Below are 25688 nucleotides of genomic sequence, written 5' to 3' on the forward strand. Positions count from 1 at the left end.
CGTCGGGTGGTGTGTCCCCGCACCCGCTGACGTGCGCCGTGCGCAGCGCAGACGGGTGGGTGGCCCATGCCCGACAACGAGGGGAGACCCGTGGAGAACGTCCCGGACACGAGTACGGAAACGAGCGAGCGGCACACCGCCGGGTCCGACGGCCGCACCACGGGTGCCGTCGATCCCGCGGAGCCTCCCGACCCCTCCGGCGCAGCGGTCTCCGGGCCCGGCCGCACGGGTCGCTTCGGCCGCCTCGGCCCGCTGCGCAGGCAGCGGCGGAACGAACCCGGCGCCGGCGCGGCGACCTCCTTCGACGACGCGCCTCTCAACCGCTTCCACGTCAAGATCACCGCGCTGACCTTCGGTGCGAACTTCTCCGACGGCTACCACCTGGGCATCATCGGCATCGCGCTGACCCTGGTCGGCCCGCAGATGGGGCTGGGTGCGGCCTGGGAGGGGCTGCTGGGCGCCTCCGCGCTCATCGGCATCTTCGTCGGCAGCATCGCCGTGGGCTGGGCGGCGGACCGGTACGGGCGGCAGCGCCTCTACATGTGGGACTTCCTGCTCATCACCGTGGCCTCGGTGGCGCAGTTCTTCGTCACCGGGCCCCTGGAGCTGTTCGTCCTCCGGCTTCTGATCGGCTTCGGTATCGGCGCGGACTACGCGCTGGGGCCGACGCTGGTCGCCGAGTTCTGCCCTCGCCGCTACCGCGGCGGACTCCTGGCATCCCTCACCGCCATGTGGACGGTCGGTTACACCGTCGCCTACTTCTTCGGCAACTACCTCGTCGGCTTCGGCGGTGAGAGCTGGCGGTGGCTGCTGGCGTCGAGTGCCGTTCCGGCGGTCTTCGTGCTGGTGATGCGGTTCGGCACACCCGAGTCGCCGCGCTGGCTGATCAGCAAGGGGCGCATCGACGAGGCCCGGGCCGTCGTGGCCCGGTACATCGGGCCCCGGGTCGACTTCTCCACCCTGCTGCACCGCCAGGAGCCGGCCGACTCCTACGACTACCGGGCGCTCTTCCGTGCACAGCACCGGAGGAACACCCTCTTCGGCGTCCTCTACTACAACTGCCAGGTCATCCCGTACTTCGCCATCTACACATTCCTGCCGGTGGTGATGGCCCGCGTCGGCCTGGGCGACGACGACTTCCTCGGCAACGGGCTGCTCAACGTCTTTTTGCTGCTGGGCGGAGTGGTGGGGCTGTGGTTCGTCTCCCGCTTCACCCGGCGCGGGTTCCTCATCTGGTCGTTCGTCGTGATGGCGCTCGCGCTGGCGCCCATCGGGGTGTGGCCGCACGCGCCGACGTACCTGCTGTTCCCCCTCTTCCTCGTCTTCACGTTCACCATGTCGGCCTCCTCCAACCTGGACCAGGTCTACCCGCCGGAGCTGTTCCCCACGGCGCTGCGCAGTTCCGGGGTGGGCCTGCTGAACGGGCTGAGCCGGGTCGGCTCGGCGGTCGGCACGTTCCTGCTGCCGATCAGCCTGTCCGCGTACGGCTTCTCCGTATCGATGCTGGCCCTGACCGTGCTCCTGGTCGTCGGGGCCGGGGTCTCCCTGGCCTGGGCCCCGGAGACCAAGGGCGTGGTCCTCCACTGAGCGCGCCGCCGGCCCGTGTCTTCCGCCCGGACAACGCCGCACCCGCCGACGCGGCGCTACCGGGCGTCGCGGAGCTGAAGGACGTACGCCGCGGTGAGTGCGACGGCACGGTCCTCGTCGCGTGACAGATCCGCGAGGACACCGGCGGCCTTCGCTCCCGGGATGTCCGCGAGCGCCTGTGTCATCCGTCGGCGGGCGGAGGGCGAGACGGACGCCTGGGTGAGGCAGTCGGCGAGCTCGGCAGCGATCCGGTCGGCCACTGCGGGATCGCTGGCCAGGGTGCTCAGTGCATCGGCCGCGTCGGCATCGGGGGAGCGCTCGCCGGGTCCTGCTTCCGTCTCCTCGACCACCATGCCGACGAGCGTCGGGACCGCGTCGGCTGCTCCACGCGCCCCGAGTGCCAGCGCCGCACACCTGCTGACCTCGGTGTCGGAGTCGGTGAGGGCGTCCCGTAGCACCGTGGTCGCCTCGCTGCCGGGAAGCTCGGCGACGGACCGGACGGAACGCTCGCGGACCTCGGCCACGGGCGAACAGAGGCCCTCCGCCAGAGGTTCCAGAGCTTCGGCGCCCGCGCGAGCCAGCGCCCATCGAAGGGCTCCCGCGACGTGCGGGTCCGTCTCGCTCAGCACGGCCTCGACCAGGGCATCCACCGGCACGGCTGCCCGGCCCACGGAGGACAGGGCGGCGCGCTGCCGCTTGCCGGCGCTTTCCGACCCCAACTCCTGAAGAAGCGCGACGATGTGCAGGACGCTCTCCCAGTCGGCGGGGTCCGCCGCGCCGATCCGGCGGAGTCGCGTGAGCAACTCCGTCTCACGGACGATGCGCTCCCGCGTCTGACGCACGAGGTCGCCGACCAGAGCCGAGGGCTCGAAGCCGGGATCATCCAGCGCACGCCCCACTTCGCGCAGCGACAGGCCCAGCGACCGCAGGCTCTCGACATGGAAGATGCGCCGGATGTCCTCGCTGGAGTACTCGCGGTAGCCGGCCCGGGAGCGGCCTGTGGGCCGCACGAGGCCGAGCGACTCGTAGTGCCTGAGCATCCGGGCGCTCACCCCGGAGCGCTGTGCCACCTCGCCGATCAGCACTCCGTCACCCCTTCCGCCCGGTGGGGCCGAGGGCAACGATGCGCTTCGCCTCCTCGATCGCGAACTCGAAGCCGGCGTCCGGGTCGCGCAACAGGCGCTCCGTTGCGAGGGCGTGCCGGCGTGCGCGGGTGTCCTGGGCCGTCATGGCGGCGCGCAGGGACGGCGCGATCGCCTCACCGAGCGCGATCAGCGCCCGGCTGAGGCTCAGCTGCGTCGCATGGTCACCGCGCCCGAGCTGCGTCACCAGCACGGCCGCCAGCGCGGGTCGCTCACCGTCGGGCACCAGCGCGACGGCTGCCCGCCAGGCGCACTTGGCCACCTCGTCGTCGGTGTCGGTCAGCAGCGCACGGGTGAGCGCGGGCCACGCCTGCCGATCACCGATCTTGGACAGCGTGTGCAGCGCCTGGCTGCGCGCTTGCGCATGCGGTGAACGGAGCTCGGCGACGAGCTCGGGTACCACGGTCGACGCCGCGTGGCGGGTGAGTGCCCACGTGAGCATCTCGCGCACGGAGAAGTCGGGCTCGGTCCCGCATCGTTCGACGAGCGTGTCGACGTACTGCGGGTCGGGGGACGTACCGACCGCCAGTGCAGCCTGCAGCCGTACCGATGAGCTGCTGTGCTCCAGCCTGTGAAGGGCTCCCACCGTGTGCGGGTCCCCTGCCGGTGTCGTCATCAAGACCACCTCCTCGACCGCAGTGAAGAGCTTGCCACCGTGTCAAGGTCAAGCGGCTCCGGCGCGGAGGCACTCACATCGCGCGCAGTCCGCGGTCGGCGAAGGTGATCAGCCATTCGAAGCTCTCGTCGATGTCGGCGCTCCATTGGAAGCCCTTGGCCGACTGCAAGGTGGCGAAGCCGTGGCAGAGACTGCGGAGCATGCGCAGCGCGTGGTCCACCTCCGGTTCCCGGATCTCGTAGCCGCGCAGGACGGCGGTGAACGCCGCGAGCAGGCGCCGGCCCGCGGCGGCCAGCGGCTCGTCCGGGGCGGACGGTTCCACCCCGATCGTCGCGGCGTAGCGCCCCGGGTGTTCCAGGACGAAGGCGCGGAAGGCGCGGGCTGCGGCCGCCAGGGCGTCGCGGCCCGCGTAGCCCTGGACCGCGCCGCCGACGGCGTCGGCGGCCTCGCCCACGTGTCAACGCCTCGCCGCCATGCGGGGATCGGCTGCGGTGACCTGGTCGACGCAGCAGCAGTCCCCGGTGGGGCGGTCTGCACCACCGGGGACTGCGTTCTGATGGGTCAGTCCTCGTACTGGGAAAGCGCCAGTCCGAGGCCGAAGAAGGTCGGGGCCCACTCGCCGACGAAGATGCCCCATCGGTCGGCCCGGTCCGTCTCGGCGGACTCGCCCTTCAGCGAGCCCATCCAGGCGACGACCGTCAGCCCGATCGAGGCGACGGCGGCCGTGTAGGCGTGCTCGCTGCGCAGGCCGGCGTCGTGCAGTTTCTTCACGATCATGGGGCTCCCTCCAAAGGGATCGAGTGCAGGGCCGGTCTCCAAGGTCACCCGGGTGGCGTACGGCTGCGACTCGGCACGGCCGAACGGGTGAAGCCGCCTCCTTTGCCCATCCGTGACGGCACGTGGCCGACTTTGTTACGGCGGAGTCACAAGAGAGACCTGGGGCTTCTGTGGCCGGGCGCCCCTCATAGGCTTCGAGGCATGCACATTTCATGCAGGCGCCCTGGTGCGCCCTTGCTCGCTCGTGGCGCCGCGGTATGCGGGACAGCTCTCGCTCTCGCCCTCACGGCGGGAGTCGGCACCTCCCAGGCCGCGGCCAAGGGCAACACCGTCGACTACTTCTACGCAGGCGGCAAGAAGGTTTCGAGCGTCGTCTTCGAGCCTCGTGACTCGGCCAAGGACGACGAACGTGTCGTCCTGGACGACCTGCGCAAGGACGGCTACGGGGTCTTTGCCGAGGTCTACGACGTCACTGCCGGTAAGCGCAAGGGGAGCTGTGAGACCAGCTCCTTCCGCTCGTGCCCGTTTCCGATAACCGAGGGGCACAAGGTGCGGATCAACGTCTACCGGAAGAACAGCAAGAGCATCGAGTTCCTGGACGAGGTGCACACCAAGAGCGGCAAGCTGCCGACCGCCTGACCCCCGGGCGCTCGCGCACCACGCTGCCGCGCCAGACCGCGCACCACATCCACTGCGCGCGCCGCCTCGTCGCGGCGCGCGCAGTCGGCTGTTCGGCGGCCGGTGCGGGACGGCCGCCGGAGCTGCCGCCCCCGGACGTGCGGCCGCCACGGCGCCTGCCGCGCCCGGCGCCCATGTCGTCGTCCACAGGCGGTGATGTCCGCTCGGACTTCGGGGGGCGGTCCGGTCGGTGCCGACGGTGCGAACGAAGGAGGGGTCTCCCGGTGCCGGGCCAGGCGGGGCCCCGGTGCCTGGGGAAGGCGACGTTCCACGGAAGAGGAGGCGGACAAGTCCGCCTCCTCTTCGCGTAGTTGCCGCCGCCTCCGGCCCGTTATGCGCGCCCCCTCGTGAACGGGCGGCCCGGCGTCTGCCCTCACATCTGAAAAACAGATCACTTACCACGGAAACATCTGTTGGACAGAATTCCAGGCCCCGCTGAGGATGTCTCGTGCGGCAGCACAGTCGACGCGACACCAGGATGGGCTGCCGCCTGAGTGGAGGCTGAAATTGCCGAGTGAAGAGACTGAAGTAGTCGTCGTCGGGGCCGGCCAGGCAGGCGTGGCGATGAGTGAGCATCTGGGAGCTCACGGGATACCGCACCTCGTGCTGGAGCGGCACCGCGTCGCCGAGCGGTGGCGTTCCGAGCGGTGGGACTCCCTGGTCGCGAACGGCCCCGCATGGCACGACCGTTTCCCGGGGCTGGAGTTCTCCGAGGTCGCCCCCGACGCCTTCGCCTCGAAGGAACAGATCGCGGACTACCTCGCCAGCTACGCCCAGAAGATCGGTGCCCCGATCCGGTGCGGTGTCGAGGTGAACTCGGTGCGCAAGCACGCCGGCCGGCCCGGATTCCGGGTCGAGACGTCGGAGGGCTCCGTCGACGCGCGTTTCGTCGTGGCGGCGACCGGACCCTTCCAGCGCCCCGTGATCCCGCCCATCGTTCCCGACGGCGCCGTACCCGTGCAGATCCACTCCAGCGGGTACCGCAACCCGCAGCAGTTGCCCGAGGGCGCGGTCCTCGTGGTCGGTGCCGGCTCCTCGGGGGTCCAGATCGCCGACGAGCTGCGCCGGTCGGGCCGCCGCGTCTTCCTGTCCGTGGGCCCGCACGACCGTCCGCCGCGCTCGTACCGCGGACGTGACTTCTGCTGGTGGCTCGGGGTGCTCGGACTCTGGGACGCGGAGACGCCTCCCCAGGGCGCCGACCACGTCACCATCGCCGTCAGCGGCGCACGCGGCGGCCACACCGTCGACTTCCGCGCCCTGGCCGACACGGGAATCGAGCTCGTCGGCCTGACGGCGTCCTACGACGACGGCGTGCTGCGCTTCGCGCCCGATCTCGCCTCGAACATCGCGGTCGGCGACGCCAAGTACCTGGCGCTCCTCCAAGCGGCCGACGCGTACATCGAGCGCAACGGGCTCGACCTTCCCGAGGAGCCGGAGGCCCACATCCTCGGGCCGGATCCGGAGTGCGTGACCGAGCCCCGGCTCGCACTCGACCTGGCCGAGACGCAGGTGACCTCGATCGTATGGGCGACGGGCTTCGCCACCGACTACGGCTGGCTCGACGTGGACGCCTTCGACGAGCAGGGCCGGCCGGACCAGCGCCGAGGCGTCTCCTCCGAGCCCGGCGTCTACTTCCTGGGCCTGCCCTGGCTCTCCCGCCGCGGGTCGAGCTTCATCTGGGGCGTCTGGCACGACGCCAAGTACGTCGCCGACCACATCATGACCCAGCGGGGCTACCTCGCGTACGGCACCACCGACCGGTCCTGCGCCGCACCGGCGACCCGGCACAACTGAGGAGCAGACGATGACCTCCAGCAGCGAGGGCCACCGGGCGAAGCCCCCGGTCGTCGCCGGCGGGCACACCCGGATCCGCCCGTTCAACACGCGCGACACCTATCCCGAACAGAACCTCGACAACGACCTGTGCCAGGCCGTCGTCGCCGGCAACACGGTCTACGTGCGCGGCCAGATCGGCCAGGACCTCGACACCAGCCAGTCCGTGGGCATCGGCGACGCCGAGGCGCAGGCCGAACAGGCCATGGCGAACATCAGGATGCTGCTCGAAGAGGCGGGCAGCCGGATGGAGCACCTGGTCAAGCTGACGATCTACCTGGTCGACCCGCGGTACCGCGAGGCGGTCTACCGCACGGTGGGCCGCTGGACCAAGGGCGTCCACCCGATCTCGACCGGCCTGGTGGTCTCGGCGCTGGCCCGCCCGGAGTGGCTGTGCGAGATCGACGCCGTCGCCGTGCTCCCCGAGGAGGAACTGGCATGACATTCTCTCTGGTGGTCCGCGACGGCGACCGGTTCGGCATCGTGGCCAGCTCCTCCAGCCCGGCGGTGGCCGCTCGGGTGGCCCATCTGCGGCCCGGCGTCGGAGTGGCCGCTTCGCAGAACGTCACCGACCCCACGCTCGGCACCAGCCTGCTGGCGGGACTGGCGGAGCACGGTGACGCGGAACGTGCCCTGGCCGACGTCACCGGCGCGGCGCGGAACGCGGCGACCATCGAACACCGGCAGTTGACCGTGCTGGGCCGCACCGGGCCCGGCCGCGCCTACAGCGGCTCCCGCACGCTGGGCAAGTACGCCGCCGCCACGGCGGACGACGCGGTGGCCGCCGGCAACATGCTCTGCGGCGAGCACATCCCCGGCGTCCTTCTCGACACCTGGGCCGCCGCCACCGGGGAGCTCGAAGAGCGTCTGCTCGCTGCCCTCAAGGCCGCCGTCGAGGCCGGCGGTGAGGAAGGGCCGGTGTATTCGGCGGGCATGGCGGTGGTCGCGGACGTCGACTGGCGGGTGACCGACCTGCGGGTGGACTGGGCGGACGACCCCGTGGACCGGCTCGGCGAACTCCTCGACGTCTGGCTGCCGCAGCGGGACGACTACGTGCGCCGCGGCCTCGACCCCGCCTCCGCACCCTCCTACGGCGTCCCGGGCGACCAGTGAGCGCCGCGCTGAAAGAGGCCGCCCGGCAGGCGGTCGACCGCCGGGCGGAGCAACTCATCGGCCTGTCCGAGCGGTTGCACGCCGACCCGGAGACCGCCTGGGAGGAGCACCGGGCCGCTGCTGCCGTGCCCGAGCTGCTGGACCGTGCGGGGTTCGACGTCACCCCGGCCTACCTCGGCCTGGAGACGGCCTTCCTCGCCCGGTTCGGCAGCGGGCCCCTCCGGATCGCGGTGTGCGCCGAGTACGATGCGCTGCCCGGCCTCGGCCACGCGTGCGGGCACAACCTCATCGCGGCGAGCTCGGTCGGCGCCGCACTCGGCCTGGCCGCCGTCGCCGACGACGCCGGCCTCACGGTCGAGGTGTACGGCACCCCCGCCGAGGAGGGCGGCGGCGGCAAGATCGAGATGCTCGACCGAGGAGCGTTCGCCGGCGTCGATCTGGCGATGATGGTGCATCCGGCGCCGGTCGACGTCGCCGAGGCCCGCCCGTTCGCCGTCAGCCACTCGAAGGTCTCCTACACGGGCAGGTCGGCACACGCAGCCGCCTATCCGGAGGCCGGGGTGAACGCGGCCGACGCCTTCACCGTGGCGCAGGTCGCCATCGGGCTGCTGCGCCAGCAACTGCCGGCCTCGGCGCGGGTGCACGGCGTGGTGACGCATGCCGGGGACGCTCCGAACGCCATCCCCGAGCGGGCGAGTGGCCGCTGGTACGTCAGGGCCGAATCCCTTGCCGAGCTGGCCACGTTGGAGCCCCGTGTCATGCGGGCGTTCGAGGCGGGTGCTCTCGCGACCGGCTGCGACCTGGAGATCGAGCCGGAGAGCAAGCCGTACGCGGAGTTCCGTACGGATGACACCGCCCTCGGGTACTACCGTGCGAACGCCCTCGACCTGGGGCGGGAGTTCGCACCGCCCGGCCAGGCCGCACGGATGAACCGCGCCTCGACCGACATGGGCAACGTCTCGCAGCGGGTACCGGCCATCCACCCCTACATCGGCGTCGGTTCCCTGCCCGCGACCAACCACCAGCGCGAGTTCGCGGCCTACTGCGTCGGCGGCACGGCACAGCGGGCCCTGCTCGACGGAGCGGTCGCGCTCGCCTGGACCGGCGTGGACCGCGCGTCGGCGCGGAGCACCGCGATGTGACGGGAGGCGGTCCGGCCGCAGCCGCACGCGTCGCCTACGTGCCGGATCGGTCCCGGGGAGCCGGCGCCGACCCCCCAGCGGTGGCCACCGTCGGCCGAGCGGCCGGACACGAGCCCGACGGCCGTGGCATCCGGGCACGCCCGTCCGGTGTGCTGCCGCCGGCACGACCCCTCCTGACATGCCGCCGTCGGCACAGCCCCTCCCGACGTGCCGTCCCGACCCTCGCCCCGACCCCCGGAGGAGACCGATGCCCACGACCCCAGCCCCCCGGCGTCCCGCCGGCATGAGGTACCGCACGGAGCGCGACATGCTCGGTGACGTCGACGTCCCGGCGGACGCCTACTACGGAGCGCACACCGTTCGGGCGGTCGCCAACTTCCCCCTCACCGGGGAGACCCTCGCCGCCCGGCCGCATCTGGTCCGTGCCCTGGCGGCGGTGAAGCACGCGGCGGCCGACGCCAACTCCGAGGTCGGCGCCCTCGACCCGGCCCTCGCCTCGGCCATCACCGCGGCCTGCGCCGAGATCCGGGACGGAGCGCTCCAGGATGAGTTCGTGGTCGACCTCATCCAAGGGGGCGCGGGCACCTCGACCAACATGAACGCGAACGAGGTGATCGCCAACCGGGCACTGGAGCTGCTGGGGGAACCCCGCGGCCACTACGCCGTCCTGCACCCCCTCGACCACGTCAACCTCGGCCAGAGCACCAACGACGTCTACCCGACCGCGGTGAAACTGGCGCTGGACGCGCACCTCGCCGCACTCCTCGCCGCCCTGACCGGCCTGCGTGCGGCCCTCGCCGCCAAGGCCGCGGAGTTCGCCGAGGTCCTGAAGATGGGCCGTACCCAGCTCCAGGACGCCGTACCCATGACACTCGGCCAGGAGTTCGGGGCGTTCGCCGCGACCCTCGCCGAGGACGAGCAGCGGCTCACCGAGGCCAGGGCGCTGCTGCACGAACTCAACCTCGGCGGTACGGCGATCGGTACCGGGCTCAACGCCCGCCCGGGATACCGGGAGCTGGCGGTGGAGCACCTGCGCCGGCTGACCGGGACGGCGACACTCGTCTCCTCGCCCGACCTGATCGAGGCCACGCAGGACGTGGGTGTCTTCGTCCAGTTGTCCGGAGTGCTCAAGCGGGTCGCCGTCAAACTGTCCAAGATCTGCAACGACCTGCGGCTGCTCTCCTCCGGGCCGCAGGCCGGGCTCGGCGAGATCTCTCTTCCCGCGCGCCAGGCCGGGTCGTCCATCATGCCGGGCAAGGTCAATCCGGTGATCCCCGAGGCGGTCAACCAGATCGCCTTCGAGGTCGTCGGCAACGACGTGACTGTCACCCTCGCCGCCGAGGGCGGTCAACTGCAGCTCAATGCCTTCGAACCGGTCATCTACCGGAGCCTGAGCGCCGGTCTCGACCACCTCACCGCGGGCATCACGGTCCTGACCGAGCACTGCGTGCGCGGTATCACCGCCGACGCGGACCGGCTCGCGGCGACCGTCGCCGCCTCCACCGGGCTGGTCACCGCGCTCGGTCCCGCACTCGGCTACGAAACCGCCTGCGCCCTCGCGCGGGAGGCGCACCGCACCGGCAGACCCGCGCTCGACCTGATACGCGAACGCGCCCTGCTGACCGAAGCAGAACTCGGTGCACTCACCAGCCCCGCCGCCCTGACCGGCGTGCCCGCGGCCTGAGAGCGCGGCGCCGGCGGCACCGTGCAGCGCCGGCTTCCCCACCCACCCCACAAGGAGGCGCGTATGTCCACCTGCAAGACCGGCGCCACGACGGACACCGAGGTCGAGGTGGCCACCGACGTGGTCACCCTGCGCAGAAGCGTCGTCGCGGGAGCCGTCGGAGTCTTCGTGCACTGGTTCGACTGGGCCGCCTACGCCTACCTCGCCGGCACCGTCGCGACCGTGTTCTTCCCGGCCGAGGACAGCACGACCGGACTGCTGGCGGTCTTCGGCGTCTTCGCCGTCTCGTTCGGCATCCGGCCGGTCGGGGCCCTGGTGTTCGGGCCGCTCGGTGACAGGATCGGCCGCAAGCGCACCCTGTCACTGGTGATCTTCATGATGTCCGGTGCGACCCTCACCATCGGGCTGCTACCCGGCTACGCGTCCATAGGGATCGCCGCCCCGGTGCTGCTGGTCGTCCTCCGCCTGATCCAGGGCTTCGCCGCGGGCGGCGAGTTCGGCAGCGCGGCCAGCTTTCTCGCCGAGAGCGCACCACGGCGCCGCCGCGGATTCGGGGTGAGCTGGCTGGAGGTCGGCTCCCTGCTCGGCTTCCTCGCCGGTTCCTTCGTCTTCCTGCTGCTGTCCACCGGGCTCGACGACGGCCAGCTCACCTCCTGGGGATGGCGCATCCCCTTCCTGGTCTCCGCGCCGCTCGGCGTCATCGGCTTCATCATCCGCAACAAGATCGAGGACACCCCGGAGTACCGGACGCTCGAAGCCCACGACACCGTCCCGCGCAGCCCCGCACGCGAGCTGCTCCGCTCCCACAAGCGGCAGTTGCTCCAGGCGGCGGGCCTGATGGCGGCCATGCACGTCCCCTTCTACGCGGTGCTGACCTACCTCGTCACCTACGAGACCGATCACCTGGGCCACTCGGACGACAGTGCGGCCCTGCTCTCCACCGCCATCTCCCTGCTGGGACTGGTTCTCGTGCCGCTGTTCGGCGCGCTGTCCGACCGCGTGGGACGTAAACCGGTCTTCGTCGGGGCGACGTCGGCCCTGCTGGTCGTCTCCTTCCCTGCCTTCCTCCTGATGCGGGCCGGGCTCGCCGGAACCTGGGCCGCCGGGCTGCTGCTCGGCGTGATCCTCGCGGCGATCCTCGGCACGTACGCCGTGTGGTCGGCGGAGGTCTTCCCCACCCGGACGCGGCAGAGCGGACTGTCCATCGCCTACAACCTCACCGCGGCGCTGTTCGCCGGCACCGTGCCCTATCTGATGACCGTCCTCATCTCGGCGACGGGCAGCACCCTGGTGCCCGGTCCCTACCTGATGGTGTTCGCGGTGGGCGGCCTGGTCGCCGCCCTGTCCCTCAAGGAGACCGTCGGCTCCCCGCTGCTGCGCCCCGAGGACCTCTCCGACGCACCCTCCGAGCGGGTCTAGACCCTGGCGCATAGGGTCGGGCGCGGACACGGTTCACCGGCGCAAGGGTCTCGCATGACGTCACCGTTGGGTTTCACCCTCGTTCAGCTCCGCTACTTCCTGGTCGCGGCGGAGCGTGCCTCGATAACGGAGGCGTCGCAGGAACTGCACATCGCGCAGTCCGCCGTGTCCGCGGCCATCTACAACCTGGAGCGGGACCTTCAGGTGCAGCTCTTCATCCGCCGTCGCGGCCGGGGGCTGATCCTGACACCGGCGGGGGAGCGGCTCCGACAGCAGGCGCGGGACCTGCTGGCCCGCGCGCGCGAGGTCGAACGGGAGGCCAGGGGAGACGGGGAGACCGTCTCCGGTCCGGTGGCCGTCGGCTGCTTCGTCACCCTGGCCCCCTACTATCTGCCGTCCCTCTTCAGCGAGTGCACCGCACGCTATCCGGACATCGAGATCGACGTGGTGGAGGCGGAGACGGACCAGCTCGTCCACTCCCTGGCGGCGGGCCGCATCGACTTCGCCCTCACCTATCATCTCGGGCTGTCGGCCGAGCCCGAACTGCACAGCGAGACGCTCGCCCGCGCCCCGGCCTACGTCATCGTCTCGGCCGAGCACCCGTTGGCAGGGCAGGGGAGCGTGGAGCTGACGGAGCTGTCCGCGGAGCCGCTCGTCCTGCTGGATCTTCCCCACAGCCGGGACTACTTCCACGCACTGGTGGCCGCCACCGGCACCGCGCCCGACGTCCGCTACCGCACGCAGAGTTACGAGACCGTGCGGTCCCTGGTGGCCAGGGGACTCGGGTACTCCGTTCTCAACCAGCGCCCCGCGACGAGTCAGACCTACGGCGGCGGCGAGATCGCGGAACTCCAGCTGGGCGACGCCGGCCCTCCGCTCGAAGTCCGGCTCGTGTCCATGGCGGGCATGGCCCAGACCCCACGTGCCCGTGCGGTGATGGAGCTGCTCAAGGAGATCGCCGCCCGGCCCGCCGAGACCTGAGCGGACCGGGCGCCGACCGGAGCTACGAGGAGGCAGCCGCCGACCGGGGCGGGCCGGAGGGGCAGGGCCGTCGGGTCTACGGATCGGCGCGTGCCGTCACGTGCTGTGCCTGATCCTGTTCTCCAGGCCGCCGCACAGGGGCCTGCCCCTCGCCCGGTGCCTCTCCCGCCCGTTCCCCGGACAGGTGGACAGTCGTGATGCCGGCGAGGACGAGATCGACCCCCGCGAGGAACTGTGCGCGATCGTCGTGCTCGCGCACCTGGTCCGCGACGGCATGGATGAACGGGAACTCGTCGCGGTCGAGCTCTTCCCAGGTCGTCGACACGGCGTCGAGGAACGCGGCGCGGTCGGTGCCGGGCTCCGGCACGCGCGCGTTCGCGGCGTTCTGAGCGGCGGCGCCGAGGATGTAGTGCACCAGCCCCGAGGTCGCGGTGAACCAGGCGGTCTCCGGTACGCCCAGGGCGCGGACCTGTCGGCCGACGCTCTCGAAGAGCCGCGGGGTCACCGGTCCCCCGGGGTTGCGGGAGAGCTGCACCGAGAGCTGCGGGGCGAGCCACGGGTGCGCATCGATCGCGTCGAAGAGGCCGAGCGCGACGGTGCGGATCCCGTCCTCGGGCGAGCTGCCGGGCTCCGCGGGCTCGACGGTCAGGGCGGTGGCGACGACGGCGTCGGTCGCGGCGCCGAGCAGTTCGTCCTTGTTCGCCACGTGCCAGTAGATCGCTCCTGGCCCGGTGGCGAGGCGTTCGGAGAGTGCGCGGAACGTCAGCCCGCCCTCGCCGGCCGCGTCGAGCAGTTCGACGGCCGCCTCGACGATCTGCTGCCGCGAGAGGGCTTCTGTGCGCCGCTGTGACCGGCGTGTCCGCGTTGCCATGCTGCCATTTTGACATGCCTGGAACGATGTTCCACAGTGGAATGGAACGACATTCCAGCAAGGTCGGCCCGGTCCCGCAGTCCCCGGCCGCGCCGCCTTCCCCTCGAAGGAGTCACCACGTCCACTCCCGTCACGATCATCGGCGCCGGGCTCGGCGGGCTCGCGCTCGCCCGCGTCCTGCACGTCCACGGCATCGAGTCCACCGTCTACGAGGCGGAGGCCTCCCCCTCGGCACGCGCTCAGGGCGGCATGCTCGACATCCACGACCGCAACGGCCAACCGGCTCTCCACGCGGCAGGGCTCACGGAGGAGTTCCGCGGCCTCGTCCTGGAGGGACGCGAGGCGATGCGGGTCCTGGCCCCGGACGGAACCGTGCTGTTCGACGAGCCCGACGACGGCACGGGGGGCCGCCCCGAGGTGCAGCGCGGCGCGCTGCGGCAGGCCCTGCTCGACTCGCTGCCGACCGGTACCGTCCGGTGGGGATGCAAGGCCGAGGGCGTCCGTGCGCTGGGCGGGGGCCGTCACGAGGTGACGTTCGCCGACGGCGGTACCGTCGTCACGAGTCTGCTGGTCGGCGCAGACGGCGCGTGGTCGAAGGTCCGCCCCCTGCTGTCGACCGCCGCACCCGCCTACACCGGTACCTCGTTCGTCGAGACCTACCTGTTCGACGCCGATATCCGGCACCCTGCCGCCGCCGAAGCGGTCGGCGGCGGATCGCTGCTGGCGCTCGCGCCGGGGAAGGGGATCCAGGCACACCGCGAGAGCGGCGGCACCCTGCACACCTACGTGGCACTGTCCAGGCCGCAGGACTGGTTCGCGGCAGTCGCTTCCGGTGACGCCGCCGAGGCCACCACCTGGGTGGCGAAGGAGTTCGACGGCTGGGCACCGGAACTCACCGCCCTGATCACCGACGGAGACACCGCGCCCGTCCTGCGCCCCCTCAACACCCTGCCGGCCGGACACCGGTGGGAGCGGGTGCCGGGGGCGACCCTGCTCGGCGACGCCGCCCACCTCATGATTCCGTCCGGCGAGGGCGCCAATCTGGCCATGTACGACGGCGCCGAACTCGGCAAGGCACTCGCCGCGCACCCCGACGACGTCGAGGCGGCTCTCACCACCTACGAGCAGGCCATGTTCCTCCGCAGCGCCGAGGAAGCCGACGAAGCCGCCCGCCTCCACGCGCACATGTTCGGCGCCGACTCACCGTACGGCCTGATCGCCATGTTCGCCGGACACGAGCAGACACCGTGACCGACGGGTCACGCACGAGAGGCCCTGCACACCCGCCGTTCTCCCGGCCGGGTGACCGATCCAACGCCTGGCATCCCGGCATCAGCGGGTCTTGAGGCACCTGACCGCGAGGACGGCTGGTGTGGGGGTGCCGCTTTCGGCGAACCGGTCGGGTACCAGGCCCGCGTCGAGGAAGGCGTGCAGGAGTGCGGGCAGGGGGAGATGGGTGGCACCGACCTTGTCGCGGATGCCCCGGTCCGTCCAGGAGGCTTTCGTCCAGTGGCTGTCGAGACAGCCGGGCCGGATGACCACCGCGTCAGGATCGTCACGGTCGGCGAAGCCACCGCAGAAGCAGGGATGGACTCCGATGTGCACGAAAGCGCCGCCTGGGCGCAGAACCCGGGCGGCTTCACGCAGCACCTGCGGGTAGCGGGGCATGTCCGTGTGCACCATCACCGCGAGGACCGCCGGCAGCGAGCCGTCCTGGACCGGCAACCGCTCGGCATCCGCCTGGGCGACCGGCAGCCGCTCACGCGCGAAGTGCAGCATTCCCCCGGACAGATCGACCCCGACCGGGGACCAGCCCTGTGCGCGGAGACGACCGGCGTGCACGCCCGTGCCGCATCCGACCTCAAGACAGGTGCCGCTGCCCTTGCCCAGGAACTCGTCCATGAGGTCACCCAGGCTCAGCGGGTGCCCGTCCTCCCCGGCGCTGTACGGGCGATCGAGGAACTCGGTCTCGTACCACTCAGCGATTTCGTCGTACGCCGCCGTCGGTGCCATCTCCTCCGCCTTCCTCGGCCGTCGTCCGGCCGTCCGCAGCTTTGACCAGACCTGCCCCGGAAAGCTGCCCCGAGGGGCGGACCCTTCCCCGGATTCCGCCCCAGGCGGAACCGTATGGTCCTTTGGACTCCCGCGCGTGTCCCTACGTCCCCCAGACCCGGAAGGCCGTCGGAAGCGACCTCAGCGCGTCCAGGTCGGCGCCCCGTGGGCGTGGCGGCGCGGGGGAGTCCCGGAGAGAGATCGGGAGCTGGCCCGGCGGCACGCGCGGAATGCTAACGGCCGCCTTCCAGCAGTGCGTTGAGTTCCGCGTACTCCAGCCCTTCGGCCAGCGACTCGTAGGTTCCCGAACCGAGCAGTTCTTGCGCGGCGCGGCGGACCAGGGCATGTGCGGCCTCGAAGAGGCGCGGGCCGACGCTCACGCGCGCGACCCCGCAGGCGGCCAACTCCGCGACCGGCGGAGAAGCGGGGCCCGCCAGCACGTTGAGCGGGGCGTCGATGCCCTCGGCGAGGGTTCGTACGGTCACAGGGTCGGCGACCCCCGGCACGAAGATTCCGTCCGCGCCCGCGGCCACGAAGGCGGCTGCCCGCTCCAGGGTGAGGTCGATCCCGCCGGCGCCCCGGAGAAAGGTGTCGACCCGCGCGTTCAGGAAGAGCGGCACGCCGGCCGCGTCGGCGGCCTCACGCGCTGCCGCGAGCCGCTCGGCCTGTTCGGCGACCGGGCGCAGCGGGCCCTCGCCGGTCCCATTCCGCGCGTCCTCGATGTTCACGCCGACCGCGCCCGCCGAGAGTACGGCGCGGATCGTGTCCCCGACACCGGCCGCGTCCCGCGCGTATCCGCTCTCGATGTCGGCGGTCACCGGCACCGCGACCGCCCCGGCAACGCGGGCGACGGCGTCGAGCGCCTGGCCGCGGTCCACACGGTCGCCGTCCGCCGCTCCCAGAGCCCAGGCCAGCCCCGCGCTCGTGGTGGCCACCGCGGCGGCGCCCGCCTCCTCGACGAGGCGGGCGCTCGCGGCGTCCCAGGCGTTCGGCAGGACGAGTGGAGTGCCGGGTACGTGTCCGGAACGGAGGCCGAGAGCCTGCTCACGCAGCACATGATGCGATGTCATGCGGACCACTCAACCAGCCGGATCCTGGAGGCGGCTGGCGGAAATGCGACGCGCACACCCCGCGGGGACGGGCCGATGCCCCCGCCCTTCGTGTCCGCCCTCCAGCGCGTCGCCCCTGTCGTCCGTCGAGGACCGATGAATTGCCGGCGTCCCGGCTGTCGGTCCCGGCGGAGCAGCAAACGGACACATCGTGTGACTGAGGGGAACCCGTGATCGACCTGGAACCCGCCTGCCGCCACACGATCGACCTGCCGGCAGCCGTGACCGACGAACAACTGACCGCCGCCAGCCCCTGCACCGAGTACACCGTCCGCGGTCTCATCGAGCACATCGACGAGGCCGCCGCGGGCGGCCGAATCCGTCGCCGCGCAGCCGGCGTTCCTGCGGTTCGGCGACGCATGGCGGGAGGGGGTGACCGACAGCGTACGGGCACGCGGTGAGGCGTGGGGCGAGCCGGCGGCGTGGTACGGCACGGCGCATGCGGCGGGCATCGCACTGGCCAACGACGTGTGGGACCGGATCGCCCTCACCGAGACGGTCGTGCACGGCTGGGACCTCGCCAGGGCGACCGGATGGGCCTACGACCCCGACCCGGAGACGCTGCGGGTGTGCTTCGACCACGTCGCCGCGTCCGTTCCGCACGCTCCCGTCGAGGGGCTGTGGGGCCCCGCCGCCGAAGTGCCCGCCGGCGCGCCGCTCCTGGACCAGGTGGTGGCCGTCACCGGGCGCCGGCCGTGACACCGGCAGCGGAAGACCCCGGCTCACGACGACAGCGCTGCCGCGAACCGTGTGGCCAGGGCGGCGGGGGCGGTGATGGCGGTGCCGACGACGACAGCCCAGGCCCCGGCGTCCAGAGCGGCGCGTGCGTCTTCCGGAGTACGCAGCCGCCCTTCGGCGCAGACCGGCACCTCCAGCCGGGCCGCCAGGTCGCGCACCAGGCCGAGGTCGGGCCCCGGCTGCTGAGGGCTGTCCGGCGTGTAGCCGGAGAGGGTGGTGGAGACCAGATCGGCGCCGAGCGCGGCGGCTTCCAGGCCCTCCTCGACGGTGGCGACATCGGCCATGAAGAGCTTGCCCGCCTCATGGACCGCGCGGATCGTCCAGGAGAGGGCACGCCCGTCCGGGCGCGGGCGGGAGGTGGCGTCGGCGGCGACGACATCGGCACCGGCGCGCGCGACGGCGCGCGCGTGCTCGGCGGTCGGGGTGATGTAGACGCCGTCGTGACCGTCCTTCCACAGGCCGATGAGGGGGAGGTCCACGACGGCGCGGACCGCTTCGACGTCCGCGACCCCCTGCACGCGGACCCCGGCGACGGGCGCGCCCCGGGCGACGGACGCCGCGATCGCGGCGATGTGGGCGGGGGAGCGCAGCGGGTCTCCGGGCGGGGCCTGGCAGGAGACGACCAGCCGGCCGCGCAGCATCGCGAGCAGTTCGCGGGCGTCCGCGGCGGGCATCGTGGTCCGGCTCGGCTCCGGAGTGCCGGTCGCGGTCTCGCTCATGGTGCGTCCTTCGTCGACGAGGGGGTGTGTACGTGTGCGGTCGCCCCGGCGCCGGTCGGGTGTGCGCGGTCCTCCCACAGCAGGGCGGCGGCCCCGACAACGGCCGCGCGGGGGCCGAGAGCGGCCGGTACGGGGCGGAGGCGGGAGGGTCCTGGCAGCAGCTCGGCGGCGAAGGCGTCGGTCAGTGGTTGCCAGAAGGGCGCCCCGATGGAGGCGACCCCGCCACCGACCACCACGCGTTCGGGGTCGAAGGTGTTGACCAGACCCGCCAGTGCCCGGCCCAGCGCCCCCGCCCCCTCGGCGAGCGCTTCGCGGGCGACGGCGGCGTGCGGGTCGCCCCGGAGCTCGACGGCGTCGTGCCCGTCGTCGGCGCCGTACCCGCGGCCATGCCCTCGCCCGTCGTCGTCCGCTCCCGTACCGTTCCCGCCGTCCCCGGCCAGGGCTGCCACATGCCGTAGGTCGACCGGCCGGGCGGCTTTGGTCTCCTCCGCGAAGCGGGCGGCGATGGCGGGTCCGGAGGCGACGGCTTCCAGATGCCCGGCCCGCCCGCAGTTGCAGGGGCGCCCCGTGGCTTCGGGCACCGCGATGTGCCCGAACTCGCCGGCCGTCCAGTGGCTCCCTCGCAGCAGTCGGCCCGCGGTGACGATGCCGCCCCCGATCCCGGTGCCGACGCTCACGTAGAGGGCCGTGGTGCACCCCGCGCCCGCACCGTGCACCTGTTCGGCCAGGGCGAAGACGTTGGCGTCGTTGTCGGCCGCGACGGGCATGCCGAGCCGTGCTTCGAGCTCCTCGCTCAGCCGGGTACCGGCCCAGCCGGGCAGCAGTGCGTTGGCGGACAGGACCGTTCCCTCGTCCCGGTCGACGACCCCTCCGGTGCCCACGCCCAGGCCCGACGCCTGTGCGTACCCGGGCAGTTCGCGGACAGCGGCGGCCACGGCGTCCAGCACGGCAACCGGGCCCTGTGCCGCGGGGGTGGGCCGCACGGCCGACGCCAGCAGAGCGCCGTCCTCCGCCACCAGGCCCACGGCGATCTTCGTGCCGCCGACATCGGCGCCCACTCGTGTCCCGCGCCCGACCGCGGCTGTCCCGGGTGCGGTCATGAGCGGGCCGCCCTGCGGACGGTGAAGCGGATGTCGTACCGGTCGGCACGGTAGAGCGTGGTGGTCGCCTCGACGGGGCTGTCCCGGCGGTCGAGGCCCACCCGCTGCACACGCAGGCCCGAGCTGCCGACCGGGACGCCCAACAGCGCCGACTCGGTCTCGCCCAGGTCCACGGCGCGCACGATCTGCTCGGCGGAGCTGATCTCCAGGCCGTGGCGGACGCTCAGCAGCTCGTACAGCGATCCGCTCAGCTCCTCCTCGGCCAGCCCGGGTACGCGCTCGGCCGGCAGATGGACCGTCTCCAGGCACATCGGCGAGCCGTCGGCCGTCCGCAACCGGCCGATCCGGACCACCTCGGCCTCCGGGTCGATCTCCAGCAGCCCGGCGATGTGCCGGCCGGCCCGTACCGTCCCTGCGGCCAGGAGCCGCGAGCCGGGCTCCAGGTCACGAGCGCGCATGTCCTCCGAGAAGGAGGTGAGAGCGAGCGACTTGGAGACCACGTGCGGTGCGACGAAGGTGCCTGCCCCCTGGACCCGGTAGACACCGCCCGCCGCCTCCAGGGCGTCCAGCGCCTGGCGCACGGTGTTGCGCGAGACGCCGTGGCGGGCGGAGATCTCCCGCTCGGTGGGCAGGGGCGTGTGCGGGGGAGAGCCGGCCATCTCGGCCAGCAGAGTCATCCGCAGCTCCTCGTACTTGGCCTGTCTGGCCACGCTCGGCCCTCCTGTGTCCTTCGTCGTCCATGGCGCCCGCCGGCGCGGTATGCCGCAGAGGCATGCTTGATAGGTACCAACCAATACGAGAAATTTTACGGTGAATCTTGTGCAAGGCCAAGCCTGGTGCCAGATTGGTACCGTCCAATACGGAGGGGCGCTCGAAGGGTGCCGAGAAGGGAAGCGTCATGACGTCACCCGGCAGTACCGTCGCACACCAGGGCCGAGCCGCCTTGCGGCCGGTCCTCGGGGTGACCCTGGTCGCCGCGCTGGGCGGGCTGCTGTTCGGCTACGACACGGGCGTCGTCTCCGGAGCGCTGCTGGCGATCGAGTCCGACTTCCAGCTGTCGGCGTTCGGCTCCGGCGTCGTCGTCAGCTCCCTCCTGGTCGGCGCGATGGCGGGCGCGGCCGGTGCCGGCGGCCTCGCCGACCGGCACGGGCGCCGCCCGGTCCTCGTCACGGCTGCCGTGATCTTCACCGTCGGTGCCCTTCTGGCAGCGCTCGCCCCCTCCGCTGCGGTCCTCGTGGCAGCCCGCGTCGTCCTCGGCCTGGGCATCGGCATGGCCTCGAACCTGGTGCCCGTCTTCATCGCCGAGCTCGCACCGCCCCGGTACCGGGGGCGGCTCGTGGGCCTCAACCAGCTGATGATCACCTTGGGCATCGTCCTCGCCTACGTGGCGAACTACGGGCTGGAGCATGCCCCCCACAGTTGGCGGTGGATGTTCGGGATCGCCGCCGTCCCGGCCCTCCTGTTCGGCACGGGCATGCTCCTGCAGCCCGAATCCCCGCGCTGGCTGGCCCTCAACGGCAGCCAGGAACGGGCCCGCGAGATCCTCGGCAGGCTGCGCGGCCACACGGAGGCGGCCGTCCTCGACGCCGAGCTGGCCGACATGGCCTCCACCTCGGGGACGCGGCGGACCGGTGCCGGACGGTGGCGTGCCCTCACCACGCGGACGGTGCGGCCCGCCGTCGTGGCGGGCGTGGGCCTGCAGATCCTGGGCCAGGCATCCGGTGTGAACACGGTGATCTACTACGCACCGAAGATCTTCGAAAGCAGTGGTCTGGGCTCGTCGTCCGCCATCCTCGCCACCGTCGGGGTCGGCGTCGTCAACCTGCTCATGACGCCGGTCGGAATGGTCGCCGTCGACCGCTTCGGCCGCAAGAAGCTGCTGGCGAGCGGCGCTGCCGTGATGACCGCGGCGCTCGCCGGACTGGCGGCCGCGCTGGCCGGGGGCGGCGCGGGGTCCTCGTACGCGTGGCTCGCGGTCCTGTGCGTCGTCGTCTTCGTCGCGGCGGTGGCCACCACCTTGAACGTGGTGGTCTTCATCATCCCCTCGGAGCTGTATCCCCAGCGGATCCGCGGCACGGCGATGAGCGCCACGATGTTCTCCAACTGGACGATGAACTTCGTCGTCTCCCTCACCTTCCTCACGCTGCTCGACGCACTCGGCGGCCCGAACACCTTCGCGCTCTATGCCGCCGTGTGTGCCCTTCTCACCCTCTTCGCGATCCGCCGCATCCCGGAGACCCGCGGCAAGAGCCTTGAGGAGATCGAACGCGAACTCACCTCGCGTACGGCCTGAGCCCCGCGGGCCGCCGGCCGTGAACCGCCGGGCCTGCCCCGCACGGCCCCTGGCCCGGAAGCGGGAGGAGCTGCACTGTCGGTCATCTGTCGGTGCTGTCGGTCGCGTGCAGGTGGTCTGTCGGGAGAGCGCTGAAACCTTGCACACGACGCTGCCGGTGCCCATCCGGCAGGCAGGCGACAGGCAAGGAATCAGCATGACCACTCATGTCACGATCATCGGCGCCGGGCTCGGCGGCCTCACGCTCGCCCGTGTCCTGCACGTGAACGGCATCCCGGCCACGGTCTACGAGGCCGACGCCTCACCGGCGGCGCGCGCCCAGGGTGGGATGCTCGACATCCACGACTACAACGGTCAACTGGCTGTGCGGGCGGCCGGATTGATGGAGGAGTTCCGCAGCATCGTCCTGGAGGGCCGTCAGGCGTTGCGGGTCCTCGACCGGGAGGGAAACGTCATGCTCGACCAGCCCGACGACGGCACGGGCGGACGCCCCGAGGTGCAGCGCGGCGAACTGCGGCAGATGCTGCTCGACTCGCTTCCGGACGGCACCGTGCGCTGGGGCCACAAGGCCGAGAGCGTGCGTGCTCTCGGCGGGGGCCGCCATGAGGTGACCTTCGCCGACGGCACCACCGTCGTGGCGAGTGTGCTGGTCGGCGCGGACGGCGCGTGGTCCCGGGTGCGGCCCATGGTCTCCGACGCCGTATCCGAGTACACCGGTACGGCTTTTGTCGAGGCCCACCTGTTCGACGCCGAGACGCGGCATCCTGCTGCCGCGAAGACGGTCGGTGGCGGATCGATGTTCGCGCTGGAGGCGGGGGAGAAGATGCTCGGGGCGCAGCGGGAGCAGGGCGAGACTCTGCATGCCTACGCGATGCTGTCCAAACCGCAGGAGTGGTTCGCCGCCGTCGACTTCACCGACACCGCTGCGGCCGCCGCGCGGATCGCGCGGGAATTCGACGGCTGGGCACCGGAACTCACCGGCCTGATCACCGCCACCGACACCGCGCTGGTGCTGCGCCCCCACCACACGCTGCCGGTCGGTCACCGATGGGAGCGGGTGCCCGGGGTGACGCTCGTCGGCGACGCCGCCCACCTCATACCCCCGAACGGCGAAGGCGCCAACCTGGCCATGCTGGACGGCGCCGAACTCGGTGAAGCCCTCGCCGCGTACCCCGGCGACACCGAGGCCGCTCTCGGCGCGTACGAGCTCACGATGTTCCCCCGCAGCGCCGAGATGGGCAAGGCCGAAGCCGACGTCCCTGACCACCCCACCATCGAAGACGTGATCGACTTCTTCACCGGACAGGAGCCCTCCGTGCAGGAGGGGTGAGGAACACGGGAGAAGCGGACGAGCGCACCGGCGCGGCGGTGCCTGGAGCTCCCGTCTAGTCGAGCATGCGGATCTTCACGGGGCCGCAGTCCAGGCGCTCGGCCTCGGAGGAGACGTACGAGGGGAAGACCTTCTTGATGAACTGATGGTTTCCCGTGTCGTGCCGGTCGTCCGCCATGAAGTCGACCACGCCCTTCGGGCACTCGACGCGCAGGGCTGCGGTGGTACCGGAGAAGGTGCCCGTGGCCTCGCGACTGCCCTTCTTGCCGCGGATGAAGTGCCCGAGCTCCACCACGGTGTGTCCGAACGCTCCCGTGACGTCTTCTTCCTGCACCGTTCGCAGGCGCACCGTGGGGCGGGGGTCGACGCCGGTGGCGATCTCGCAGCCGTGCACGGGGCTCTTGCCGTCGGTACCGGTGACCGAGGCCCGCATCCGGGGATGCGAACCGAGGTAGGAGGTGGGAAGCCGCACGCCCTTGAGGTCACACATCTGCCGGCTGTGGGGCATCGGCCGGAACTTCCGCGGTACCGGCTTCAGGCCCTGGGGGCTCTCCAACGAGCCCGTGCAGCCGAGTTCCTCCATGGTGCCGTTCGCGACATGAACGGCCGTGCGCGCGAGTGCCCGCTGGTAGTGGGCGGTGGCGTGGGCGCCGGAGGCACCGCTGCTCTCGTCGTCGCCCAGCGCCACATCGACCACACCCGGGCCGGAGAAGTCCCCCGGCTCACCGGTGCACGCGTCGGGCATCGCCACCCAGGCACGCGTGTCCGAGGCCATTCCCAGCAGTTTCCCGGAGAGGGGCGTCAACCGTGTCGAGAGGAATTCGTTCGCCCAGGGGATCTGATCCTGGTCGAGACCGTCCAGTTTGTGGACGCCGATGTCGACGGTGAGCCCGCGCGGGCGTTCGTCGGAGGGCATCAGGCGGCAACTGCCCTGCAACTCACCGTCGTCCACCCACGCCGGGCGTATCCCGGAGGCTTCGGTGTCACGGTCACCGAGCAGTTCCTCGACATCCTGATCGGTGACGGAGTCCCAACACGGCTTGGAGCTGAAGAGCGGCAGCGTGTCGGAGCGCCACGCCACGATGCCCGCACCGAGCAGTGCGCCCGCCGTCACCAGGGCGAGTACGTGCAGCAGACGTCTCCGGTCGCCGGTCACCAAGTTCACGGGGCTCCCTCACGTCGCTGTCCGCTGGTGAACGGCGAGCCTAACGGGACTTGTTCTGCTTCCCGTCGTGAGGGTGCCCGGCGGTTTCGGGGCCGCCGGGAGATCGGCCACGCCCTCGCCGGCCGTTGGGCGCGGGCCGACGCCTTCCATCGGCCCGCCAACCACTTCGCCTACGTCCGGGTTCCTCGCCCCGCCTTACTCGGCCGCAGCGCGGGCGGGGCCGGCGGCCGGGCTGCGGCCGCGTCCGAACTCTGCCAGCGCATGGAAGGCGGCCTTGGGCTCCCATGGCAGGCCCGGACGTGTGGTGCTCGTGCGCCCCTGGGGCAGGACCTTGACGACGCCGAGGGACGCCTTGTCGAAGTCGCGGTCGTCGCTGTCCGCGTCGTGCGGCAGGTCGTAGCGGGCGAGCGTGTAGACGAAAGCCGCGTCGATCCCGGAGTCCTCGAACAGGTCGAGGAGTTCCCGCACGTAGTCCGCCTGTTCCTGCTCGTCACGGTCGACCGGTCGGTTGAACCGCGCGGGGCGGGCCCCTTCGTCCCAGTCGATGACCGCGTCGCCACGGCTCGCAACGGCGGCGGCCCCGCGGTAGGCGGCGCACCCGAACTCGGTGACTGCCGCGGGCTTGCCGTGCGCTGTGACGGCCTGCAACCCGTCGGTCAGCCTGTCGGCGTTCTGTGCGTCGCGGTATCCGGCGTCGGTGGCGACGATGTCGAACGGCTCCCAGTCGACGCCCTCGAACGGCAGCGACGCGTATCCGATCCGCCCCCCGAACCGAGCCCGCACGGCGGATGTCACCTTGCCGAGAAAGGCGTTCATCAGGGCGGGCACCGCAGGGATCGCAGCACGCAGCCGCTGCGGGTCGGAGAGGACGGCGGCCCTCTCGGTGAAGGTCTCTCCAGGCAGGAAGCCCGACGTGAACAGCGAGATCTCCGAGCCGGTGAGGAAGACCACCTCGGCCCCCGTGCGCCGCAGCTTCTCGGCACGCCCGGCACTGTCGGTGAGGAAGTCGAGAAGTTCCTCCTGGGTGAGTCCGTTGGTGAAGGGGCAGTACCAGACTTCGAGTCCGGCTTCGGCTGCGAGACGGGCGCTGGTCTCCAGCCGGTCGCGGTCGCCGCCGGTGATCCGGACCGCGTCGCATCTCAACTCGTTGCGGATGACCTCCATCTCGCGGCCGACGGTGGCCGGGTCGAAAGGTTCTCGGGTAGTGGTGCCCCCGTTGGTGAAGCCGGTGTCGAAGTTGATGCCGAAGACGCGCACGGTGATTCCCTCCACGAGCTGTCGAAGGTACGGAGCGTACCCTGAAAACTTCAGAAGCTGCTCCGGGAAGATTTGTGACGCG

The 25688-nt window shown here is 71.7% G+C and carries 25 protein-coding genes and 1 pseudogene; 14 read left to right on the forward strand and 12 right to left on the reverse strand.

The features are described 5' to 3' along the window. Positions 1 to 66: 66 nt before the first annotated feature. Positions 67 to 1587, forward strand: a complete 1521-nt coding sequence (locus H297_RS0116060; protein WP_078514159.1) for an MFS transporter — start codon at positions 67 to 69, stop codon at positions 1585 to 1587. 56 nt (positions 1588 to 1643) lie between these two features. Here H297_RS0116060 and H297_RS0116065 read toward each other — a convergent pair whose 3' ends face one another. From H297_RS0116065 to H297_RS0116080, 4 genes and pseudogenes are all read right to left on the reverse strand, one after another. Further along, positions 1644 to 2672 carry a MerR family transcriptional regulator gene (locus H297_RS0116065; RefSeq protein WP_027737891.1) on the reverse strand — a complete coding sequence of 343 codons (1029 nt, stop codon included), beginning with the start codon at positions 2670 to 2672 and terminating at the stop codon, positions 1644 to 1646. A gap of 4 nt (positions 2673 to 2676) precedes the next feature. Further along, a complete protein-coding gene (locus H297_RS0116070) occupies positions 2677 to 3345 on the reverse strand; it encodes a HEAT repeat domain-containing protein (RefSeq protein ID WP_027737892.1) in 669 nt (222 codons plus the stop codon). 73 nt (positions 3346 to 3418) lie between these two features. Beyond that, positions 3419 to 3799, reverse strand: a pseudogene (locus tag H297_RS36660) (TetR-like C-terminal domain-containing protein); the annotation flags it as partial. A gap of 107 nt (positions 3800 to 3906) precedes the next feature. Then, positions 3907 to 4122: a hypothetical protein gene (locus H297_RS0116080; protein WP_027737893.1), complete on the reverse strand. Its 216-nt coding sequence runs from the start codon at positions 4120 to 4122 to the stop codon at positions 3907 to 3909. Positions 4123 to 4356: 234 nt separating this feature from the next. On the opposite strand from H297_RS0116080, the gene H297_RS0116085 reads away from it, so the two are divergent. The 8 genes from H297_RS0116085 (at position 4357) to H297_RS0116120 (ending at position 12972) form a co-directional block, all read left to right on the forward strand. Further along, the gene (locus tag H297_RS0116085) at positions 4357 to 4761 is read left to right on the forward strand and encodes a hypothetical protein (RefSeq protein ID WP_027737894.1); all 405 of its coding nucleotides are present in this window, start codon (positions 4357 to 4359) and stop codon (positions 4759 to 4761) included. A 546-nt stretch (positions 4762 to 5307) separates the two neighbouring features. Next, positions 5308 to 6594 (forward strand): flavin-containing monooxygenase, encoded by a 1287-nt coding sequence (locus H297_RS36665; RefSeq protein WP_037794385.1) that lies wholly within the window; start codon positions 5308 to 5310, stop codon positions 6592 to 6594. 10 nt (positions 6595 to 6604) lie between these two features. Further along, positions 6605 to 7075 carry a RidA family protein gene (locus tag H297_RS0116095; RefSeq protein WP_051351894.1) on the forward strand — a complete coding sequence of 157 codons (471 nt, stop codon included), beginning with the start codon at positions 6605 to 6607 and terminating at the stop codon, positions 7073 to 7075. After that, entirely contained in the window at positions 7072 to 7746 is a 675-nt protein-coding gene (locus H297_RS0116100) for a DUF1028 domain-containing protein (protein WP_027737896.1), read from the forward strand. The genes H297_RS0116095 and H297_RS0116100 overlap by 4 nt, the downstream gene beginning before the upstream one ends. Further along, positions 7743 to 8888 (forward strand): M20 family metallopeptidase, encoded by a 1146-nt coding sequence (locus H297_RS36670; RefSeq protein WP_037794387.1) that lies wholly within the window; start codon positions 7743 to 7745, stop codon positions 8886 to 8888. The genes H297_RS0116100 and H297_RS36670 overlap by 4 nt, the downstream gene beginning before the upstream one ends. A 247-nt stretch (positions 8889 to 9135) precedes the next feature. After that, on the forward strand, positions 9136 to 10572 hold the full coding sequence (locus H297_RS0116110) for an aspartate ammonia-lyase (protein WP_199787211.1): 1437 nt from the start codon (positions 9136 to 9138) through the stop codon (positions 10570 to 10572). A gap of 63 nt (positions 10573 to 10635) precedes the next feature. After that, positions 10636 to 11991, forward strand: coding sequence for an MFS transporter (locus tag H297_RS0116115; protein ID WP_027737898.1), 1356 nt, complete (start codon positions 10636 to 10638; stop codon positions 11989 to 11991). A 54-nt stretch (positions 11992 to 12045) separates the two neighbouring features. Further along, positions 12046 to 12972: a LysR family transcriptional regulator gene (locus tag H297_RS0116120; RefSeq protein WP_027737899.1), complete on the forward strand. Its 927-nt coding sequence runs from the start codon at positions 12046 to 12048 to the stop codon at positions 12970 to 12972. A 76-nt stretch (positions 12973 to 13048) separates the two neighbouring features. Here the strand turns inward: H297_RS0116120 and H297_RS36675 are convergent, their stop codons facing one another. Continuing rightward, a complete protein-coding gene (locus H297_RS36675) occupies positions 13049 to 13843 on the reverse strand; it encodes a TetR/AcrR family transcriptional regulator C-terminal domain-containing protein (protein WP_078514165.1) in 795 nt (264 codons plus the stop codon). Positions 13844 to 13978: 135 nt separating this feature from the next. On the opposite strand from H297_RS36675, the gene H297_RS0116130 reads away from it, so the two are divergent. Then, positions 13979 to 15094 (forward strand): FAD-dependent oxidoreductase, encoded by a 1116-nt coding sequence (locus H297_RS0116130; RefSeq protein ID WP_027737900.1) that lies wholly within the window; start codon positions 13979 to 13981, stop codon positions 15092 to 15094. A gap of 81 nt (positions 15095 to 15175) precedes the next feature. On the opposite strand, the gene H297_RS0116135 is transcribed toward H297_RS0116130, so the two are convergent. Together H297_RS0116135 and H297_RS0116140 are read right to left on the reverse strand one after the other, a co-directional pair. Continuing rightward, on the reverse strand, positions 15176 to 15856 hold the full coding sequence (locus tag H297_RS0116135; protein ID WP_027737901.1) for a class I SAM-dependent methyltransferase: 681 nt from the start codon (positions 15854 to 15856) through the stop codon (positions 15176 to 15178). Between the two features lie 272 nt (positions 15857 to 16128). After that, the gene (locus H297_RS0116140) at positions 16129 to 16965 is read right to left on the reverse strand and encodes an isocitrate lyase/PEP mutase family protein (protein ID WP_027737902.1); all 837 of its coding nucleotides are present in this window, start codon (positions 16963 to 16965) and stop codon (positions 16129 to 16131) included. A gap of 260 nt (positions 16966 to 17225) precedes the next feature. Between H297_RS0116140 and H297_RS43740 the strand changes: the two genes are divergently transcribed. Both H297_RS43740 and H297_RS43745 read left to right on the forward strand, forming a co-directional pair. Beyond that, positions 17226 to 17405: a maleylpyruvate isomerase N-terminal domain-containing protein gene (locus H297_RS43740; protein WP_486589542.1), complete on the forward strand. Its 180-nt coding sequence runs from the start codon at positions 17226 to 17228 to the stop codon at positions 17403 to 17405. Next, positions 17377 to 17703, forward strand: coding sequence for a DinB family protein (locus tag H297_RS43745; protein WP_199787213.1), 327 nt, complete (start codon positions 17377 to 17379; stop codon positions 17701 to 17703). The genes H297_RS43740 and H297_RS43745 overlap by 29 nt, the downstream gene beginning before the upstream one ends. 23 nt (positions 17704 to 17726) lie before the next feature. Here H297_RS43745 and H297_RS0116150 read toward each other — a convergent pair whose 3' ends face one another. Genes H297_RS0116150 through H297_RS36690 form a run of 3 tightly spaced genes read right to left on the reverse strand, consistent with a single transcriptional unit; the run spans position 17727 to position 20271 of the window. Next, positions 17727 to 18461, reverse strand: a complete 735-nt coding sequence (locus H297_RS0116150; RefSeq protein ID WP_078514167.1) for an N-acetylmannosamine-6-phosphate 2-epimerase — start codon at positions 18459 to 18461, stop codon at positions 17727 to 17729. Continuing rightward, positions 18458 to 19561: an ROK family protein gene (locus H297_RS36685; protein WP_078514169.1), complete on the reverse strand. Its 1104-nt coding sequence runs from the start codon at positions 19559 to 19561 to the stop codon at positions 18458 to 18460. Before H297_RS36685 ends, H297_RS0116150 begins: the two co-directional genes overlap by 4 nt. After that, a complete protein-coding gene (locus H297_RS36690; protein WP_037794389.1) occupies positions 19558 to 20271 on the reverse strand; it encodes a GntR family transcriptional regulator in 714 nt (237 codons plus the stop codon). Before H297_RS36690 ends, H297_RS36685 begins: the two co-directional genes overlap by 4 nt. A gap of 188 nt (positions 20272 to 20459) precedes the next feature. Here H297_RS36690 and H297_RS0116165 point away from each other — a divergent pair, with 188 nt between their 5' ends. Together H297_RS0116165 and H297_RS0116170 are read left to right on the forward strand one after the other, a co-directional pair. Next, the gene (locus H297_RS0116165) at positions 20460 to 21854 is read left to right on the forward strand and encodes a sugar porter family MFS transporter (RefSeq protein ID WP_027737904.1); all 1395 of its coding nucleotides are present in this window, start codon (positions 20460 to 20462) and stop codon (positions 21852 to 21854) included. A gap of 196 nt (positions 21855 to 22050) precedes the next feature. Then, on the forward strand, positions 22051 to 23184 hold the full coding sequence (locus H297_RS0116170) for an FAD-dependent oxidoreductase (protein WP_027737905.1): 1134 nt from the start codon (positions 22051 to 22053) through the stop codon (positions 23182 to 23184). A gap of 55 nt (positions 23185 to 23239) precedes the next feature. On the opposite strand, the gene H297_RS0116175 is transcribed toward H297_RS0116170, so the two are convergent. Further along, on the reverse strand, positions 23240 to 24349 hold the full coding sequence (locus H297_RS0116175; RefSeq protein WP_027737906.1) for a hypothetical protein: 1110 nt from the start codon (positions 24347 to 24349) through the stop codon (positions 23240 to 23242). A gap of 195 nt (positions 24350 to 24544) precedes the next feature. Beyond that, on the reverse strand, positions 24545 to 25621 hold the full coding sequence (locus tag H297_RS0116180; protein WP_486589535.1) for a hypothetical protein: 1077 nt from the start codon (positions 25619 to 25621) through the stop codon (positions 24545 to 24547). Between the last annotated feature and the right edge of the window lie 67 nt (positions 25622 to 25688).

It is taken from the genome of Streptomyces sp. CNT360 (assembly GCF_000424785.1).

Bases quoted from the DNA above. Each gene is read 5' to 3' on its own strand.
- H297_RS0116060 (WP_078514159.1), top strand. From the start codon at position 67: ATGCCCGACAACGAGGGGAGACCCGTGGAGAACGTCCCGGACACGAGT.
- H297_RS0116070 (WP_027737892.1), bottom strand. From the start codon at position 3,345: ATGACGACACCGGCAGGGGACCCGCACACGGTGGGAGCCCTTCACAGG.
- H297_RS0116080 (WP_027737893.1), bottom strand. From the start codon at position 4,122: ATGATCGTGAAGAAACTGCACGACGCCGGCCTGCGCAGCGAGCACGCC.
- H297_RS0116095 (WP_051351894.1), top strand. From the start codon at position 6,605: ATGACCTCCAGCAGCGAGGGCCACCGGGCGAAGCCCCCGGTCGTCGCC.
- H297_RS0116100 (WP_027737896.1), top strand. From the start codon at position 7,072: ATGACATTCTCTCTGGTGGTCCGCGACGGCGACCGGTTCGGCATCGTG.
- H297_RS0116110 (WP_199787211.1), top strand. From the start codon at position 9,136: ATGCCCACGACCCCAGCCCCCCGGCGTCCCGCCGGCATGAGGTACCGC.
- H297_RS0116115 (WP_027737898.1), top strand. From the start codon at position 10,636: ATGTCCACCTGCAAGACCGGCGCCACGACGGACACCGAGGTCGAGGTG.
- H297_RS0116120 (WP_027737899.1), top strand. From the start codon at position 12,046: ATGACGTCACCGTTGGGTTTCACCCTCGTTCAGCTCCGCTACTTCCTG.
- H297_RS36675 (WP_078514165.1), bottom strand. From the start codon at position 13,843: ATGGCAACGCGGACACGCCGGTCACAGCGGCGCACAGAAGCCCTCTCG.
- H297_RS0116135 (WP_027737901.1), bottom strand. From the start codon at position 15,856: ATGGCACCGACGGCGGCGTACGACGAAATCGCTGAGTGGTACGAGACC.
- H297_RS0116140 (WP_027737902.1), bottom strand. From the start codon at position 16,965: ATGACATCGCATCATGTGCTGCGTGAGCAGGCTCTCGGCCTCCGTTCC.
- H297_RS0116150 (WP_078514167.1), bottom strand. From the start codon at position 18,461: ATGAGCGAGACCGCGACCGGCACTCCGGAGCCGAGCCGGACCACGATG.
- H297_RS36685 (WP_078514169.1), bottom strand. From the start codon at position 19,561: ATGACCGCACCCGGGACAGCCGCGGTCGGGCGCGGGACACGAGTGGGC.
- H297_RS0116165 (WP_027737904.1), top strand. From the start codon at position 20,460: ATGACGTCACCCGGCAGTACCGTCGCACACCAGGGCCGAGCCGCCTTG.
- H297_RS0116170 (WP_027737905.1), top strand. From the start codon at position 22,051: ATGACCACTCATGTCACGATCATCGGCGCCGGGCTCGGCGGCCTCACG.